A 15,945-nucleotide genomic window follows, 5' to 3' on the forward strand; every position below is an offset into this window, starting at 1 on the left:
GACAGGGCTGAAAAGCCGGGCCGCGAGGCCCGGATTGGGATGTCAGTGGGTGGTCAGGCCGGCCGCACTCATAAACATGCGCATCAAGCTGGCTACGACGAACAGGGCCAGCACGCTGGCGGTCCAAATCATCGCCAGCCACCCAAGGCGGCGCCACAACGGCTGTTTCTCGGCCTGTTCGATCTCGTGCAACGACGGTTTGCCGGACATAAAACAACCCTCCTAGTGATAACCGTCTTCGTGGGTGACCTTGCCTCGGAACACGTAGTAGCTCCAAAAGGTGTAGCCCAGGATGAACGGGATAATGAACAACGTGCCGACCAGCATGAAGCCCTGGCTTTGCGGCGGCGCGGCGGCGTCCCAGATGGAAACCGACGGCGGGATGATGTTCGGCCACAGGCTGATGCCCAGGCCACTGTAGCCAAGGAAAATCAGCACCAGCGTCAGCAGGAACGGCGTGTAGTGGGCATTACGTGCCACCGCGCGGATCAAACCGTACATGGTCACCAGCACCAGGATCGGCACCGGCAGGAACCAGAACAGGTTCGGCAGGGTGAACCAGCGCGAAGCGATTTCCGGATGCGCCAGCGGCGTCCACAGGCTGACGATACCGATCACCGCCAACACCACGAAGGCCAAAGGCCGCGCCAGGTTGTGCATCTGCTCCTGCAACTTGCCTTCGGTCTTCATGATCAGCCACGTGCAGCCGAGCAAGGCATAGGCGATGACCAAAGCCACGCCGCAGAACATCGTGAACGGCGTGGCCCAGTCGAGCGAGCCACCGGCAAACTGGCGGTTGACCACCGGAATGCCGTCGATAAACGCCCCCAGCGCCACGCCCTGAAAGAACGTCGCCGCGACAGAGCCGCCGATAAACGCCTTGTCCCACAGGTGACGCTTGTCGTCCTTGGCCTTGAAGCGAAACTCGAAGGCAACGCCACGGAAGATCAGCCCGATCAGCATCAGGATCAGCGGCAGGTACAACGCCGACAACACCACCGAATAGGCCAGCGGGAATGCGCCGAACAACGCTGCGCCTCCCAGAACCAGCCAGGTCTCGTTGCCGTCCCATACCGGGGCGACGGTGTTCATCATTACGTCACGGTCGACTTTGCCGGGGATAAACGGAAACAGAATGCCGATACCCAGGTCGAAGCCATCCATCACCACGTACATCATGATGCCGAAGATGATGATCACAGCCCATATCAGCGGAAGATCAATACCCATCTCAATTCCCCTTGTGCTGGATGTGGGCGTGGTCGTCATCGCTGCCATCATCGGCGGCGGACAACGGACGCGCCGGTGTACGTTTCTGGCCGGGCCCACCGTGAGTAGGCTCGGAGCCCTCGTGAGTCTGAGGCCCTTTGCGCACCAGGCGCATCATGTAGCCCAGCCCTGCGCCAAACAGCGCGAAGTACACCACCACAAACAACACCAACGTGATCGTCATCTGCGCCAGGCTATGCCCGGACGATGCATCCGCCGTGCGCATCAGCCCATAGACCACCCACGGCTGACGGCCGATTTCGGTGGTGAACCAACCGGCGAGAATCGCGATCAGGCCGGACGGGCCCATCCACAGCGCCAGGTACAGGAACGGCTTGGACGTGTACATCTTGTCGCCGCGGCGCAGCCAAAGGCTGAAAATGCCGGTGAAGATCATCAGGAAACCCAGGCCGACCATGACCCGGAACGACCAGAACACAATGGTCGAGTTGGGGCGGTCTTCAGGCGGAAACTCCTTGAGCGCCGGCACCTGTTTATCCAGGGAATGAGTGAGGATCAGGCTGCCAAGGTACGGGATCTCGACCGCGTATTTGGTTTTTTCAGCTTTCATGTCGGGCCAGCCGAACAGGATCAGCGGCGTCGGCTCGTTGCCGATGTTCTCCCAGTGGCCTTCAATCGCGGCGATTTTCGCCGGCTGGTGCTTGAGCGTGTTCAGGCCATGGAAGTCGCCGATCACCGCCTGGATAGGCGCCACGATCAGGGCCATCCACATCGCCATCGACAACATGGTGCGGATTGCCGGGTTGTCCTTGCCGCGCAGCAAGTGCCAGGCCGCCGAGGAACCGACGAAGAACGCGGTGGCCACGAACGCCGCCGTGGCCATATGCGCCAGGCGATAAGGGAATGACGGGTTGAAGACCACGGCAAACCAATCCGTCGGTATCACGCGGCCGTCAACGATTTCAAAGCCCTGGGGCGTCTGCATCCAGCTGTTGGACGACAGGATCCAGAAAGTCGAGATCAACGTACCGACAGCGACCATCACGGTGGAGAAAAAGTGCAGCTTGCGCCCCACCTTGTTCCAGCCGAACAGCATTACCCCGAGGAAACCTGCCTCGAGGAAGAAGGCCGTGAGCACTTCGTACGTCAGCAACGGCCCGGTAACGGCGCCGGCGAAGTCCGAGAAGCGACTCCAGTTGGTGCCGAACTGGTAGGCCATGACCAAGCCCGAAACCACGCCCATGCCGAAGTTGACGGCAAAGATCTTCGACCAGAAATGGTAGAGGTCACGGTAGGTGTCGTTATGGGTCTTGAGCCACAAGCCTTCCAGCACCGCAAGGTAGCTGGCCAGGCCGATGGTGATCGCCGGGAACAGGATGTGGAATGAGATGGTGAACGCGAATTGAATTCGGGCGAGATCTAGCGCCTCCAAACCGAACATAAGTCTTCCTCTGTCAGGTAATACCGGCTGCTGGCTGGGAGCCTGCACCCACTGCCCCCACGTATATGGAGTGCGGCGAATTTCAATTCGTTTCTTTTTTAACCAAACACGTAGGGAATCCGGCCTTTCAGCCGCCAGAACAATCCCGGGGCTGGTTTTGATCTGGATCAAGCATTGCTGAAAGAATAGTCCTATTTTGGCTGTAGGAAGGCGTGGTCTTTTGACGCGTGACAGCTTGCCTCAGCCGGGCCCCCAGCAAACCCTTGCAACTATTTGTTACAGCTTGATGCTAATCTCGCCATTCCCTCCGCACCTGATTTCCATTGCCGATGCCTAGTGAACCTGCGTTGCTGTTGCGTCACCACCGCCCTTTCATCGCGTTCTGGCTGGCGCGGATCTTTACGGCCAGCGGCTTCCAGATGCTCACCGTGGCGATCGGCTGGAACCTCTACCAACTGACCGGAAATGTGCTGGACCTGGGCCTGGTCGGCCTGGTGGAATTCATACCGCGCGTGCTGTTCATGCTGCATACCGGGCACGTGGCCGACCGCTATGAGCGGCGCAAGGTCGCCGCCCTCTGCCAGACCGTGCAGGCGTTGATTGCCCTGTCCCTGGCCATCGGCGGCCTGAGCGGCAACGTGACCCGCGAGATGATCTTTATCCTCGCCTTCCTGCTTGGCGCCGCGCGCTCGTTTGAAATGCCCACCACCCAGGCACTACTGCCGAGCATCGTACCCAGCGCGCTGTTCCCACGGGCGGTGGCCTCCTCGCAGTCGGCGCAGCAACTGGCGACCATCGTCGCACCGGCCCTCGGCGGCTTGCTGTATGCATTTGGCAGCGTGTGGGTGTATGGCCCGACAGTGGCGCTGTACCTGATCGCCTGCGTGCTAACCCTTAATCTGCCCGCCCGCCAGACCCCGCTGAACAAAGCCAAGGCAACTATGGATTCGCTGCTGGCCGGGATTCGCTTTATTCGCAGCCGCCCGGACATCCTCGGCGCGATCTCCCTGGACCTGTTCGCCGTGCTGCTGGGCGGCGCCACCGCGTTGCTGCCGGTGTTCGCCAAAGACATTTTGCTGACTGGCGCCTGGGGCCTGGGCCTGCTGCGCTCGGCGCCGGCGGTGGGCGCTTTGTTGATGTCGTTGTGGCTGGCGCGGTTCTCGGTGGACCGCAAGGTCGGCCGCGTGATGTTCACCGCCGTCGGGGTGTTCGGCGTAGCGACCATCGCCTTCGGCCTGTCGACATCGTTCTGGTTCTCGCTGGCGGTGCTGGTAGTGCTGGGTGCAGCGGACATGATCAGCATGGTCATCCGCGCCTCGTTCGTGCAGTTGGAAACCCCGGATGAAATGCGCGGCCGGGTGAGTGCGGTCAACGGCCTGTTTATCGGCGCCTCCAATCAGTTGGGCGAATTCGAGTCGGGCATCACCGCCCACTGGTTCGGCACCGTGCCCGCCGTGGTCATGGGCGGGATCGGCACGCTGCTGGTGACGGGGGTGTGGATAAAACTGTTCCCTACCCTGGCCAATCGCGACCGTATGCACGTACCGGTGGAAGAGGCAAAGCAATAAGCCCCGCCACCTAGTCTGGTGTTGGAATACAGCAAATGTGGGCGCTGGCTTGCCTGCGATAGCGGTGGGTCAGCACCGTATTGATGGCTGCCCCACCGCTATCGAGGGCAAGCCCGGCTCCCACATGGGTGCTTCAGTGGTTTGAAGGCTTGCGCTACAGCACCTTATCCAGGGTGATGGGAAAGTCCCGTACCCGCCTGCCGGTGGCGTGATAAATCGCATTCGCCACCGCCGCCGCCACGCCGACTATGCCGATCTCGCCTACGCCCTTGGAACCCAAGGCGTTGACGGTCGCGTCATGTTCTTCGACAAAAATCACCTCAATGTCGCCGATATCGGCATTCACCGGTATGTGGTACTCGGCCAGGCTGTGGTTCATATAGCGGCCCAGTTGATGGTCGATCTGGGTTTCCTCATGCAACGCCATGCCAATGCCCCACACCACGCCGCCGAGAATCTGGCTACGGGCCATCTTCGGGTTGACTACGCGCCCGGCCGCAATCGCGCTGACCACCCGGCTGACCTTAATGATGCCCAGGTCTTCGTCAACCCGAACTTCGACAAACACCGCCGAGTGCGTCGCCGAGGCGTAACCCTCGCGTTGCTTGCCCGGCTCGCTGTCAACCTGCACTTGCAAGGCGTCTTCGCCGCTGTCTTTAACCAGTTGCGCCAGCGATACACACACGTCACCGGTATGCAGTTGGCCGTCTTCAAAGCGCACCGCTTCAGCATCCTTAAATACCGGGTAAGTCTGCCGGGCGACTTTCAGCAGCTTGGCATTCAGAGCCTCGCACGCCTGCTGCACGGCGGTGCCGACAGACGACACGGTAAACGAGCCGCCCTGCAACGGCGCCGTGGGCAATGACGAGTCACCCAGCAAAAAGCTAATGTCGGCCATCGGCACGCCGCTGGCTTGGGCGGCAATCTGGGTCATCACCGTGTAAGTGCCGGTGCCGATATCGGTGGTGGCGCTGCTCACGGTCAATTTGCCCTCGGCGTCGATGCGCGCCTTGGCGCTGGCCTTCATCTGTAACGCCTCCCACACGCCACCGGCCATGCCCCAGCCGATCAACTGGTTGCCGTCACGCATGCTGCGCGGCTCCGGGTTGCGCTGGCCCCAGCCGAAGCGTTCGGCGCCTTCGCTGTAGCACTCACGCAGGGCTTTGCTCGACCAGGGTTTATCTTCGTTCTGGTTGCGCTCGGCGTAGTTGATCAGGCGCAGTTGCACCGGGTCCATGCCCAGCGCACAGGCCAGTTCGTCCATGGCGCATTCCAGGCCGATCACGCCCAACGCGGCGCCTGGCGCGCGCATATCCAGCGGGGTGAACACGTCCAGCGGGACCAGGTTGTAGGTCAACTGCACGTTGTCGCAGTGGTAAAGCATGCCGCTCCATTCCACCACGTGTTCGCTGAAATCTTCGAAACGTGAGGTCTGGCCAATCGCGGTGTGCCCCAATGCCAGCAGGCGGCCATTAGCGGCGGCGCCCATCTGCAAGCGCTGCAAAGTGCGCGGGCGATAGCCGAAGGTGAACATCTGCTGCCGGGTCAGGGTTACGCGCACCGAACGCTTGAGCGCCAGCGCGGCCATCACTGCCAGGGGCAATTGGTACTGCGGGCGCAGGCCCGAGCCGAAGGCGCCACCGACGAACGCAGCAAAAATCCGCACCTGGCTTTTATCCAGGCCGAAGACCTTTTGCACATACGCCTGGCAGTTCTGCGGGCCTTGGGTCTTGTCGTGGATGTGCAGGGTGCCGTCCGGTTGATACAGCACGGTACTGGCGTGGGGTTCCATCGGATTGTGGTGCTCGATGGGCGTGCTGTAGTGCACGTCGAGGCTGACGGCCGCAGTGGCCCACTCGGCCTGGAAGTTGCCGCGTGGCTTGGGGGGCGTTTGCGGCGATGGGTACGCCTGTTCCTGCAGGGCCACCAAGTCGGTTTCAAAGGCTTCGCTTGCATACTCGATCTCGACCAGAGAGCCGGCATGCCGCGCCAGCTCCAGATTATTGGCGATCACCAGGGCCAACGGTTGGCCGCTATAAAGGACGCAGTCGTTATACAGCGGGCGGAACGGCGCGCCATCCGCCGCATCGGCGTCAGCGAACGCGTCATCGTAGCTGGCGAGTTTGGGCCGGTTGAGATGATCAAGCACCATGACCACGCCCGGCAGTGCCAGCGCTTTGGAGGTATCGATCTTAACCACCCGGCCTCTCGCGATGGTGCTGGAGACCACGCTGCCATGCAGCAAGTCTTCGCCTGGAAACTCGCCGGCATAACGTGCCTGGCCAGTCACTTTGAGCAGGCCGTCGACGCGGTCCATGGGTTTGCCGATAGCGGTCATGGGCGTTCTCCTGCCGTCGCGGCGTCGCTCAGGGCACGGATAATCCCGCGGCGCGCCAGCTTGATCTTGAAGCCGTTGTGTTCCAGCGGTTCGGCGTCTTGCAGCAAGGCGTCGGCAGCGTTGCTGAAGGTTTCACGGCTCACCGTCTGACCAATCAGTGAGGCTTCCACTGCACGGTCACGCCAGGGTTTGTGCGCCACGCCGCCCAAGGCCAGGCGGGCGTCGATGATTTGATCGCCGTCCAGTTCGAGGGCGGCGGCGACGCAGACCAAGGCGAAGGCGTAGGACGCACGGTCGCGGATTTTCAGGTAATGGCTGTGACTGGCCAACTGGTCGGCGGGCAGTTCGATGGCGGTGATCAACTCATCATCAGCCAGCAGGTTGTCGCGCTGCGGCGTGTCGCCGGGCAGTCGGTGGAAGTCGGCAAACTCGATGACCCGTGCGCCGCCACGCCCCTCTACATGCACCCGCGCCGCCAGTGCTGCCAGGGCTACGCACATATCCGAAGGGTGCGTGGCCACGCAGTGTTCGCTGGCGCCGAGGATCGCGTGAATGCGGTTCAAGCCGGTGCGCGCCGGGCAGCCGCTGCCGGGTTCGCGCTTGTTGCAGGGCACGCTGGCGTCATAGAAGTAGTAGCAACGGGTACGCTGTAACAAGTTGCCGCCGGTACTGGCCATGTTGCGCAGTTGCGGCGAGGCGCCGGCCAGGATTGCCTGGGACAGTAACGGGTAACGCTGTTCAATCAACGGGTGCCAGGCCAGGTCGGCATTGCTCACTAACGCGCCGATCAGCACGCCGCCACTGGCGGTTTGTTCAACGCTTTTGAGCGGCAGGCCGGTGATATCGATCAGGTGTTCGGGGCGGCTGATGTTTTCTTTCATCAGGTCCAGCAGGTTGGTGCCACCGGCGATAAAGCGTGACGCCGCGCTGCTCAGGTGCACGGCCTCGTGCACATCGGCCGGCTTGCTGTACTGGAAGGGGTTCATGGCTCACCTCTCTGTGCACGGCAGGCGGGCAAGGCCTCTTCGATGGCATCGCGGATGTTGGTGTAGGCACCGCAACGGCAGAGGTTGCCGCTCATCAATTCCTGGATTTGTGCGCTGTCGTGGGCGCGGCCCTCATTAGCCAGGCCGACGGCGGAACAGATCTGGCCGGGAGTGCAGTAGCCGCACTGGAAGGCGTCATGCTTGATGAAGGCCTGCTGCATCGGATGCAACACGTCGCCGTCGGCCAGGCCTTCGATGGTGGTCAGCTCGGCGCCGTCGCACATCACCGCCAGGGTCAGGCAGGCGTTCACGCGCTTGCCATCGCGCAATACGGTGCAGGCGCCGCATTGGCCGTGGTCGCAGCCTTTTTTGCTGCCGACCAGGTCGAGTTGCTCACGCAAAAGGTCGAGCAGGGTGGTCCAAGGCAAAACCTTCAGGTGGCGGTCTTGCCCGTTCAGGGTCAAGCGTATCGGGTGACTGGCGAACGGCTTAGCCGCCGCGCCATTGGGGATTGCGCTCATAAACACCTCACGGGTTGGTATCCATCCGCGGCGTTCAGGAAAGTCGCCGTCTCAAGGGGTACGACTTCCCGGGGTATTGAGCGTTCAAGGCAATTGATCAGCGGATATTGAGCAGCGTTTTCAGGATGTTTTGCGGGCCATTGATCGAGGCATTGCTGTATTCGAACCAGCCAGGCGCTTGGACATTCAGGTCGAAGACATAGATGTAGCCCATCACGGTGCCGGCGCCATTGCACACTTCGCTGATGGTGCCGACCTGGCACACCGGCGTGCGCTGCCCGTTCAACTGCGCGCCATCGAAACGGCCCATGGGGTTTTTGCCCAGGCCGACCTCCATCACTGAAACCTGGGTTGGCCCACGGTGCGTGCACATCTGGGTACTGCTCGCCCGCTCAGGGATGGTCTCAGTGCAACCGGCCGATTCAACCTTGAATACGCGCACCTCGCTCAAGGGCGGTGCAGTCGCGCCCCAAGCCGGTGCCACCAGCCCCAGGCCGATAACGGCGAACAGAGCTAGACTGCTGGCGTTGGCTTTTTTCATGCTGTTATCGACCCTGTATTAGACGTCGGCGCAGTATGCCTCAAGGCCATGCACCATCAAAACCAAGCCTATGCGCCACTGGCCGTCGGCTGCTGGTATGATGCGCCGCTTTTTCCGATCCTCTCTGAAACCACAGGCGCTTGGCGCAGTTTGTGCTTTGACTTAGAGGTCAACAAATAACGACGCAAAATAGCGTCACAGGGAGCCGGCATGCTGGAAAAGCTGTTTCAACTCAAGGCACACAACACCAATGTGCGCACCGAGATCCTCGCAGGGATCACGACCTTTTTGGCCATGGCCTACATTCTGTTCGTGAACCCGAGCATCCTCGGCGAGACCGGCATGGACAAGGGCGCGGTGTTCGTCGCGACCTGCTTGGCCGCCGCCATCGGTTCAACCGTGATGGGCCTGATCGCCAACTACCCGATCGCGCTGGCACCGGGCATGGGCCTCAACGCCTTCTTTACCTACACCGTGGTCCTGCACATGGGCCACACTTGGCAAGTGGCGCTGGGCGCAGTGTTCATTTCGGCGGTGCTGTTCTTCCTGCTGTCGATCTTCCGCATCCGTGAGTGGATCATCAACAGCATTCCCTTGCCCCTGCGCTCGGCGATTGCCGCCGGTATCGGCCTGTTCTTGGCGCTGATCGCCCTGCACAACGCCGGGATCGTGGTCGGCAACCCGAACACCTTGGTTGGCCTGGGCGACCTGAAGAAACCGGCGCCGATCCTGGCCACTCTTGGCTTTATGCTCATCGTAGCGCTGGAAGCCCTGGCCGTACGCGGCGCAGTGCTGATCGGCATCCTGGCCGTGACCATCGTGTCGATCCTGTTGAATGTCACCCCGTTCGGCGGCGTGATCTCGATGCCGCCATCCCTGGCCCCGACCTTCCTGCAACTGGATATCAAAGGCGCGCTGGATATCGGCCTGGTCAGCGTGATCTTCGCGTTCCTGTTCGTTGACCTGTTCGACAACTCCGGCACCCTGATCGGCGTCGCCAAGCGCGCCGGCCTGATGGGCAAGGACGGCCACATGCCGAAAATGGGCCGTGCACTGATCGCCGACAGCACCGCCGCCATGGCAGGTTCGCTGCTGGGCACCTCGACCACCACCAGCTACATCGAGTCCGCTGCGGGGGTGAGCGCCGGTGGCCGTACCGGTTTGACCGCCGTCGTGGTCGCGATCCTGTTCCTGTTGGCGCTGTTCTTCTCGCCACTGGCCGCCAGCGTTCCAGCCTTCGCCACCGCGCCGGCGCTGCTGTTCGTGGCCGTGCTGATGACCTCCGGCCTGGCCGAAATCGACTGGGACGACATTACTGTTGCAGCGCCGGTGGTGATCACCGCCCTGGCGATGCCCTTCACTTACTCCATCGCCAACGGCATCGCCTTCGGTTTCATCGCCTGGACCGCCATCAAGCTGCTTTCGGGCCGCTACCGTGAGCTGAACCCGGCACTGGTGATCCTGTCGATTCTGTTTGTGATCAAGCTGGGCTGGTTCAACGCATGACTTTTGACGCCGCAAGTTACACCGCTCAACTGCAAGACAAGGTCACGCGCTTGCGTGACCTGCTGGCATCGTTCGACGCACCCGAGCCACAGGTCTTCGATTCGCCGCTGCAGCACTTTCGCCTGCGGGCGGAGTTCCGCCTGTGGCGCGAAGGCGGCGAGCGCCACTACGCGATGTTTTCCCAGGACGACAAGCGCACGCCGATCCTGATCGAAGAGTTCCCCATCGCCAGTGCACGTATCAACCAGTTGATGCCGAAACTCAAGGCTGCCTGGCAAGCCAGCGCAGCACTGAGCCACAAGCTGTTCCAGGTGGAGTTCCTCACCACCTTGGCCGGCGACGCGATGATCACCCTGTGTTATCACCGCCCACTGGATGAGCATTGGCACACGGCCGCCAACACGCTCGCTGCCGACTTGAATGTCAGCATCATCGGCCGCTCCAAAGGCAAGCGCGATGTGATCGGCCACGACTACGTGGTGGAAAAACTTGAAGTGGGCGGGCGCACATTCAGCTATCGCCAACCCGAAGGCGCATTTACCCAGCCTAACGGCACGGTGAACCAAAAGATGCTCAATTGGGCGTACGCAGCCTTGGGCGATCGCCCGGATGATTTGCTTGAGCTGTACTGCGGCAACGGTAACTTCACCCTGCCTTTGGCCACTCGCGTGCGCAAAGTGCTGGCCACCGAGATCAGCAAAACCTCGGTTAATGCTGCGCTGAGCAACCTCGATGAAAACGCCGTGGATAACGTCACCTTGGTGCGCCTGTCTGCCGAAGAACTCACCGAGGCGCTCAACGAAGTGCGCCCGTTCCGCCGCCTGCACGGCATCGACCTGAAAAGCTACGAGTTCGGTAGCGTCTTCGTCGACCCACCGCGCGCTGGCATGGACCCGGACACCTGCGAACTGACCCGGCGCTTCGATAACATCCTGTACATCTCCTGCAACCCGGAGACGTTGGCGGCGAACATTGCGCAACTGCATGACACGCACCAGATTACCCAGTGTGCGATGTTTGACCAGTTCCCGTGGACGCACCACATGGAATCCGGAGTGTTATTGACCCGGCGGTAATTCAACGCCCTCTTCTTCCTTCTTGCGTGGACGACCGCCCTTCTTGCCGTTGGCTCGGGCGGCCGCCGACTTGGCGGCGCTGCTTTTGCGACCGTTGCGCGACGCTACCAGGCTCGCCGCCAACGCCATCAACGGTTGGCTTGTGGCGATCAGGCTGCGTCCCGCGCCAAGTAGTGCCGCTGCATTATTGCCTCGCGTATTTCCTTCATGACCGCCGTGGGTGGCTGCCTCCGTTCAGGCTCTATATCCCACAACTCCACGTCCCCATTCAAAAAACTGAAACGAAACCGTGCATCCCATTCCTTGCCCCTGACATGCACGTGAGGCGGGCAATGCTCATCCCTGAGAAACACCGAGATTACATAGCCTTTGTAAGCACCTACTTTCATCGCAACCCATCCGTTAGGTTATTTTCCGCCAAGTTACACTTTTCCCCGTGCAGCCCGACAACCGGCGTCGAAATCCCGAAGCTGTTTCACAGATAACGGTTCGATAATCGAACACATCCGCTATCAACAATTGACCAAACTAACCATCCAGTACATTTTATCTCCACAACAGATAAGAACTGTGGAGACCCCCTAAATGCCGCCTCTCGTGCTGGTGCTCAACGGCCCCAACCTCAACCTGCTCGGCACCCGCGAGCCCGCCACCTACGGCCATGAAACCCTGGCCGACATCGCCGCCCTGTGTGGCCGCAGCGCCGAAAAGCTCGGGCTGAAAATCGAATTCCGCCAGACCAACCACGAAGGCGAATTGCTCGACTGGATCCACGGCGCCCGTGCCCGTTGCGCCGGTATCGTGATCAACCCGGCGGCCTGGACCCACACCTCGGTCGCGATTCGCGACGCGCTGGTAGCCAGTGAAGTGCCGGTGATCGAAGTGCATTTATCCAACGTGCACGCACGTGAGGCGTTCAGGCATCACTCCTTTGTGTCGCCCATCGCCAAGGCGGTGCTCGCCGGGTTCGGCAGCCACGGCTACCACCTGGCCCTGGAACACTTCAGCCACACCTTGAAAGGATGAGCCCGATGAAACCGCGCATCCTCGCCGGCCTGATCGGCTCGGGTATCCAAGCCTCCCGCACTCCCGCCCTGCATGAGCAGGAAGGTGACGCTCAAGGCCTGCGTTATTTGTATCGCCTGATCGATCTGGAACCGCTGCAACTGAACATCAACGCCCTGCCCGAGCTGCTGGACGCCGCCGAGATGATGCAGTTCACCGGGTTGAACATTACCTACCCGTGCAAGCAGGCCATCCTGGCGTTGCTCGATGAGTTGTCCGACGAAGCCCAAGGCATTGGCGCGGTCAACACCGTGGTGTTCAAGGGCGGCAAACGCATCGGCCACAACACCGATTGCCTGGGCTTCGCCGAAGGCTTTCGGCGCAATTTGAATGACGTCGCCCGCCAACGTGTCGTGCAGATGGGCGCCGGCGGCGCGGGCGCGGCAGTGGCCCACGCGCTGCTGGCGGAGGGCGTGGAACACTTGAGCATTTTTGACGTGGACGTGGCCCGCGCCCGTGACCTTGTGGACAACCTCGCCCAACGTTTCGGCGCCGGTCGCGCCCAGGTCGGCAGCCACCTGGAAAACGCCATGGCCGAGGCGGATGGGCTGGTCAACACCACGCCGATGGGCATGTCCAAGTTGCCCGGCACACCGGTGCCGCCGGCCTTGTTGCGGGCGCAGTTATGGGTCGCGGAGATCGTGTATTTCCCGCTGGAAACCGAGCTGCTGCGCAACGCTCGCGCTTTGGGTTGCCGCACGTTGGATGGCGGCAATATGGCGGTATTTCAAGCGGTGAAGGCGTTTGAGTTGTTCAGTGGGCAGGCGCCGGATGCGCAAAGAATGCTGGCGCACTTCCAGAGCATGAATACTTAACTCTAGAAAACCGATCCAAGAAATGTGGGAGCTGGCTTGCTTGCGATAGCGGTTGAGCAGTCAGTATTGATCTGACTGACACAGCGTTATCACGGGCAAGCCAGCTCCCACAGGATTAGGCCTGCAGGTAACGCATCACCGACTCACAAATCATCTCCCGATGCCGCTGTTTAACCGCCTCATCCGACAGCTCGATCTGAAAGATCTCACTGAACGTATGGCGGTTGGACACCCGGTAAAAACTGAATGAGTTGATCAGCAGGTGCACGTCCAGCGGGTTCAACCCTTGGCGAAACACCCCCATCTCAGCGCCGCGCCGCAACGTGGCACCCAGCCCTTCGAGAATATTGCTGTTCATCGCCTTGATCGAGTCCGAGCGCTTCACATACTCGGCGTTGTTGATGTTTTCGATGCTGACGATGCGCACGAAATCCACGTTCTGATCGTGGTGATCAAAGGTGAACTCCACTAGCCGACGAATCGCTTCGCGCGGCTCCAGGGCGGTGAGGTTCATGCGGGTTTCGGTGTTGCGAATGTCGCCGTAGAGTTTCTCCAGCACCTCGACGTACAACTGCTCCTTGCTGCCGAAGTAGTAGTAGATCATGCGTTTGGAGGTGTGGATGCGCTCGGCGATGGCATCCACGCGAGCGCCAGACAGCCCCTGCTGAACAAACTCGACGATGGCTTCCTGGAGGATGTTTTCGCGGGTCTTTTCTGGGTTGTTCTTACGACTCTTGCGCGGTGCGTCTGACACAGCGGAGAGGTCGGGGGTCAGGGTCATGGTGCGCTCACGGCCATTTTTGTTGTGCAGGCCGCGATTATGGGCCGAGGCGCTCCCCGAAGGAAGCACCTGGCCGGCCGTTATAAACGCGCCTGCCGTGCTGCACCGCTGCGCGACTTGGCCATCGCCGCCAGGCGCACCGCCACGTTGGCTGCGCCATACCCGGCATAGCCGTTTTTACGTTGGATAATCTCGAAGAAAAACCGCCCCTCGAATGGCTCGGTATACACGTGAAACAACTCACCGCCTTGAGCGTCACGGTCGTACAGCACGTTGTAGTACGCCAGCTCGCTGAGGAACTCGTCATCGAAATCAAAACGCGCCGCCAGGTCGTCGTAGTAATTGAGCGGGATATCCAGCAACGGCACGCCCGCCGCTTTGGCCCGGCTGACCTCGGCGAAAATATCCGCGCAGTCGAAGGCAATGTGGTGCACGCCCGAGCCACGATAGCTCGACAGCGCGTGGGAAATGGCGGTGTTGCGATTCTCGGAAATATTCAGCGGCAGGCGGATCGAGCTACAACGGCTGCGCAGCGCACGACTTTTGACCAGACCGTAAGGGTCGGGCAGCACCACTTCGTCATCGGCTTCGAAATCCAACAGGCTCTTGTAGAACAGCACCCAGCTGTCGAGGCTGTCGGCTGGCAGCGCCATGGCCATATGGTCGATGCGCAACAGCCCGCCACTTGATGCGGCAGCCGCTTGCAGGTTGAAGTCGGTGTCGTATAGCCCGCCTTCGCTTTGGTCCACCAGGTAAATCAGGCTGCCGTCTGGCGCACGCACGGCGGCCAGTTCCAGTTCATTCGGCCCGACCAGGCCACGATAAGGCTGACCTTTGTAGGCAACTGCACGCTGCAACGCCTTGGCGCTGTCCTTGACCCGGATGGCCGTGGCGCACAACGACGGCCCGTGGGCTTCGAAGAAGTTGTGGGCAAAGGAATAGGGTTCGCAGTTGAGGATCAAGTTGATATCGCCCTGGCGCAACAGGCTCACGCTCTTGGAACGGTGCTGGCCAGCCTTGACGAACCCCAGGCGCTCCAGCCATTGCGTGAGCTTGGCGCCAAGGTTTTCATCCACGGCAAACTCGAGAAATTCGATGCCGTCGTATTCGCTGGCGGCGGGCGTATCAAACAAGATACCGACGGGCTGGGCCGGTGCTGACTGCTTGAGACGCTCGCGGGTTTTTTCTTCCAAGTACAACAGCGAACGCAAGCCATCTGCCGCATTCGCCCGCGTCGGTGCCGCGCGAAAGCCATCATTGAAAATTTCCAGGGACAACGGCCCGGTGTAACCACTCTGGACGATCGGCGCCAGGAACCCCGCCAAGTCGAATTCGCCCTGCCCTGGGAAGCAGCGGAAATGCCGGCTCCACTCCAGCACATCCATGGCCAGGATCGGCGCATCAGCCATTTGCACGAAGAAAATTTTGTCGCCGGGAATCTGTGCGATTCCACTCGGGTCGCCCTTGAGCGACAGCGTGTGGAAGCTGTCGAGCAACCCGCCCAGGCTCGGGTGGTCGATCTGGCGCACCAGGCTCCACACCTGCCGCCAGGTGTTCACATGCCTGCCCCAGGCCAACGCTTCATAGCCGATGCGCAGGCCACGGCGGCCGGCGTGTTCGGCCAGCAAGCTGAGATCATCGAGTAAAATGCGCTCATCGCCGACGCAGTCGGTCGAGGCATTGCTGCACACCAGCACCAGGTCGGTACCCAGCTCCTGCATCAAGTCGAACTTGCGCTCGGCACGCTCGAGGTTGCGCGCCAGGCGGTCGCGGCGGCAGCCTTCAAAGTCGCGAAACGGCTGGAACAGGGTGATGGCGATGCCGAGGTCGGCGCACATCTGCCTGACTTCCCGTGGGCTACCGTCGTAATACAGCAGATCGTTTTCGAAGATTTCTACACCATCAAACCCGGCGGCGGCGATGGCTTCGAGTTTTTCCGGCAGGGTTCCACTCAAGGAAACAGTGGCAATGGAGCGTTGCATGGGGCGACTCCCGGCATATGAGGCTCGTCTTATTTACGGCAAATTATTCGCCGCTAAACTGTTTGCAGCAATTGAAATGTACGAACCAGTTAGTT

General features: G+C 61.0%; 14 protein-coding genes and 2 pseudogenes. 5 read left to right on the top strand and 11 right to left on the bottom strand.

Annotated features, from left to right (window positions below; genetic code table 11):
* Positions 1-42: 42 nt before the first annotated feature.
* The 3 genes from E0F99_RS09795 to E0F99_RS09805 are packed head-to-tail and all read right to left on the bottom strand — an operon-like array spanning position 43 to position 2,671.
* Positions 43-210, bottom strand: a complete 168-nt coding sequence (locus tag E0F99_RS09795) for a DUF2474 domain-containing protein (protein ID WP_083356671.1) — start codon at positions 208-210, stop codon at positions 43-45.
* 12 nt (positions 211-222) lie between these two features.
* Positions 223-1,230, bottom strand: coding sequence for a cytochrome d ubiquinol oxidase subunit II (cydB, locus tag E0F99_RS09800; protein WP_083356670.1), 1,008 nt, complete (start codon positions 1,228-1,230; stop codon positions 223-225).
* Between the two features lies 1 nt (position 1,231).
* The gene (locus E0F99_RS09805) at positions 1,232-2,671 is read right to left on the bottom strand and encodes a cytochrome ubiquinol oxidase subunit I (protein ID WP_083356669.1); all 1,440 of its coding nucleotides are present in this window, start codon (positions 2,669-2,671) and stop codon (positions 1,232-1,234) included.
* Between the two features lie 329 nt (positions 2,672-3,000).
* Between E0F99_RS09805 and E0F99_RS09810 the strand changes: the two genes are divergently transcribed.
* Complete coding sequence (locus E0F99_RS09810; RefSeq protein ID WP_083356668.1) at positions 3,001-4,239, top strand: MFS transporter; 1,239 nt, start codon at positions 3,001-3,003, stop codon at positions 4,237-4,239.
* Between the two features lie 154 nt (positions 4,240-4,393).
* On the opposite strand, the gene E0F99_RS09815 is transcribed toward E0F99_RS09810, so the two are convergent.
* From E0F99_RS09815 to E0F99_RS09830, 4 genes are all read right to left on the bottom strand, one after another.
* Positions 4,394-6,577, bottom strand: a complete 2,184-nt coding sequence (locus tag E0F99_RS09815; RefSeq protein WP_083356667.1) for a xanthine dehydrogenase family protein molybdopterin-binding subunit — start codon at positions 6,575-6,577, stop codon at positions 4,394-4,396.
* Positions 6,574-7,563 carry an FAD binding domain-containing protein gene (locus tag E0F99_RS09820; protein ID WP_083356666.1) on the bottom strand — a complete coding sequence of 330 codons (990 nt, stop codon included), beginning with the start codon at positions 7,561-7,563 and terminating at the stop codon, positions 6,574-6,576. Before E0F99_RS09820 ends, E0F99_RS09815 begins: the two co-directional genes overlap by 4 nt.
* The gene (locus E0F99_RS09825; RefSeq protein WP_083356665.1) at positions 7,560-8,084 is read right to left on the bottom strand and encodes a (2Fe-2S)-binding protein; all 525 of its coding nucleotides are present in this window, start codon (positions 8,082-8,084) and stop codon (positions 7,560-7,562) included. Before E0F99_RS09825 ends, E0F99_RS09820 begins: the two co-directional genes overlap by 4 nt.
* Positions 8,085-8,181: 97 nt before the next feature.
* The gene (locus E0F99_RS09830; protein ID WP_083356664.1) at positions 8,182-8,625 is read right to left on the bottom strand and encodes a DUF4879 domain-containing protein; all 444 of its coding nucleotides are present in this window, start codon (positions 8,623-8,625) and stop codon (positions 8,182-8,184) included.
* Positions 8,626-8,835: 210 nt separating this feature from the next.
* Between E0F99_RS09830 and E0F99_RS09835 the strand changes: the two genes are divergently transcribed.
* Together E0F99_RS09835 and trmA are read left to right on the top strand one after the other, a co-directional pair.
* A complete protein-coding gene (locus E0F99_RS09835) occupies positions 8,836-10,131 on the top strand; it encodes an NCS2 family permease (RefSeq protein WP_083356663.1) in 1,296 nt (431 codons plus the stop codon).
* Complete coding sequence (trmA, locus tag E0F99_RS09840; RefSeq protein WP_083356662.1) at positions 10,128-11,207, top strand: tRNA (uridine(54)-C5)-methyltransferase TrmA; 1,080 nt, start codon at positions 10,128-10,130, stop codon at positions 11,205-11,207. The genes E0F99_RS09835 and trmA overlap by 4 nt, the downstream gene beginning before the upstream one ends.
* Here trmA and E0F99_RS09845 read toward each other — a convergent pair.
* Both E0F99_RS09845 and E0F99_RS09850 read right to left on the bottom strand, forming a co-directional pair.
* Positions 11,190-11,360: pseudogene (locus E0F99_RS09845) on the bottom strand (DUF2442 domain-containing protein); the annotation flags it as partial. The gene trmA and the pseudogene E0F99_RS09845 sit on opposite strands and share 18 nt — an antisense overlap.
* 8 nt (positions 11,361-11,368) lie before the next feature.
* A pseudogene (locus tag E0F99_RS09850) lies at positions 11,369-11,596 on the bottom strand (DUF4160 domain-containing protein); the annotation flags it as partial.
* A 196-nt stretch (positions 11,597-11,792) separates the two neighbouring features.
* Between E0F99_RS09850 and aroQ the strand changes: the two are divergent.
* Together aroQ and E0F99_RS09860 are read left to right on the top strand one after the other, a co-directional pair.
* Entirely contained in the window at positions 11,793-12,233 is a 441-nt protein-coding gene (aroQ, locus tag E0F99_RS09855; RefSeq protein WP_083356661.1) for a type II 3-dehydroquinate dehydratase, read from the top strand.
* 5 nt (positions 12,234-12,238) lie between these two features.
* Positions 12,239-13,087: a shikimate dehydrogenase gene (locus tag E0F99_RS09860; protein ID WP_083356660.1), complete on the top strand. Its 849-nt coding sequence runs from the start codon at positions 12,239-12,241 to the stop codon at positions 13,085-13,087.
* 115 nt (positions 13,088-13,202) lie between these two features.
* Here the strand turns inward: E0F99_RS09860 and E0F99_RS09865 are convergent, their stop codons facing one another.
* Together E0F99_RS09865 and quiC are read right to left on the bottom strand one after the other, a co-directional pair.
* On the bottom strand, positions 13,203-13,868 hold the full coding sequence (locus E0F99_RS09865; protein ID WP_083356659.1) for a TetR/AcrR family transcriptional regulator: 666 nt from the start codon (positions 13,866-13,868) through the stop codon (positions 13,203-13,205).
* A gap of 80 nt (positions 13,869-13,948) precedes the next feature.
* Positions 13,949-15,850 (bottom strand): 3-dehydroshikimate dehydratase QuiC, encoded by a 1,902-nt coding sequence (gene quiC / locus E0F99_RS09870; protein ID WP_130908755.1) that lies wholly within the window; start codon positions 15,848-15,850, stop codon positions 13,949-13,951.
* Positions 15,851-15,945 lie beyond the last annotated feature (95 nt).

This window comes from Pseudomonas antarctica, assembly GCF_900624995.1.
GTDB classification, from domain to species: domain Bacteria; phylum Pseudomonadota; class Gammaproteobacteria; order Pseudomonadales; family Pseudomonadaceae; genus Aquipseudomonas; species Aquipseudomonas antarctica.

Excerpts from the sequence above, each read along its gene's own strand:
- E0F99_RS09865 (WP_083356659.1), bottom strand. The coding sequence starts at position 13,868 with ATGACCCTGACCCCCGACCTCTCCGCTGTGTCAGACGCACCGCGCAAG.
- E0F99_RS09830 (WP_083356664.1), bottom strand. The coding sequence starts at position 8,625 with ATGAAAAAAGCCAACGCCAGCAGTCTAGCTCTGTTCGCCGTTATCGGC.
- cydB (WP_083356670.1), bottom strand. The coding sequence starts at position 1,230 with ATGGGTATTGATCTTCCGCTGATATGGGCTGTGATCATCATCTTCGGC.
- E0F99_RS09805 (WP_083356669.1), bottom strand. The coding sequence starts at position 2,671 with ATGTTCGGTTTGGAGGCGCTAGATCTCGCCCGAATTCAATTCGCGTTC.
- E0F99_RS09825 (WP_083356665.1), bottom strand. The coding sequence starts at position 8,084 with ATGAGCGCAATCCCCAATGGCGCGGCGGCTAAGCCGTTCGCCAGTCAC.
- E0F99_RS09795 (WP_083356671.1), bottom strand. The coding sequence starts at position 210 with ATGTCCGGCAAACCGTCGTTGCACGAGATCGAACAGGCCGAGAAACAG.
- aroQ (WP_083356661.1), top strand. The coding sequence starts at position 11,793 with ATGCCGCCTCTCGTGCTGGTGCTCAACGGCCCCAACCTCAACCTGCTC.
- E0F99_RS09835 (WP_083356663.1), top strand. The coding sequence starts at position 8,836 with ATGCTGGAAAAGCTGTTTCAACTCAAGGCACACAACACCAATGTGCGC.
- E0F99_RS09815 (WP_083356667.1), bottom strand. The coding sequence starts at position 6,577 with ATGACCGCTATCGGCAAACCCATGGACCGCGTCGACGGCCTGCTCAAA.
- E0F99_RS09860 (WP_083356660.1), top strand. The coding sequence starts at position 12,239 with ATGAAACCGCGCATCCTCGCCGGCCTGATCGGCTCGGGTATCCAAGCC.
- E0F99_RS09810 (WP_083356668.1), top strand. The coding sequence starts at position 3,001 with ATGCCTAGTGAACCTGCGTTGCTGTTGCGTCACCACCGCCCTTTCATC.
- quiC (WP_130908755.1), bottom strand. The coding sequence starts at position 15,850 with ATGCAACGCTCCATTGCCACTGTTTCCTTGAGTGGAACCCTGCCGGAA.
- E0F99_RS09820 (WP_083356666.1), bottom strand. The coding sequence starts at position 7,563 with ATGAACCCCTTCCAGTACAGCAAGCCGGCCGATGTGCACGAGGCCGTG.
- trmA (WP_083356662.1), top strand. The coding sequence starts at position 10,128 with ATGACTTTTGACGCCGCAAGTTACACCGCTCAACTGCAAGACAAGGTC.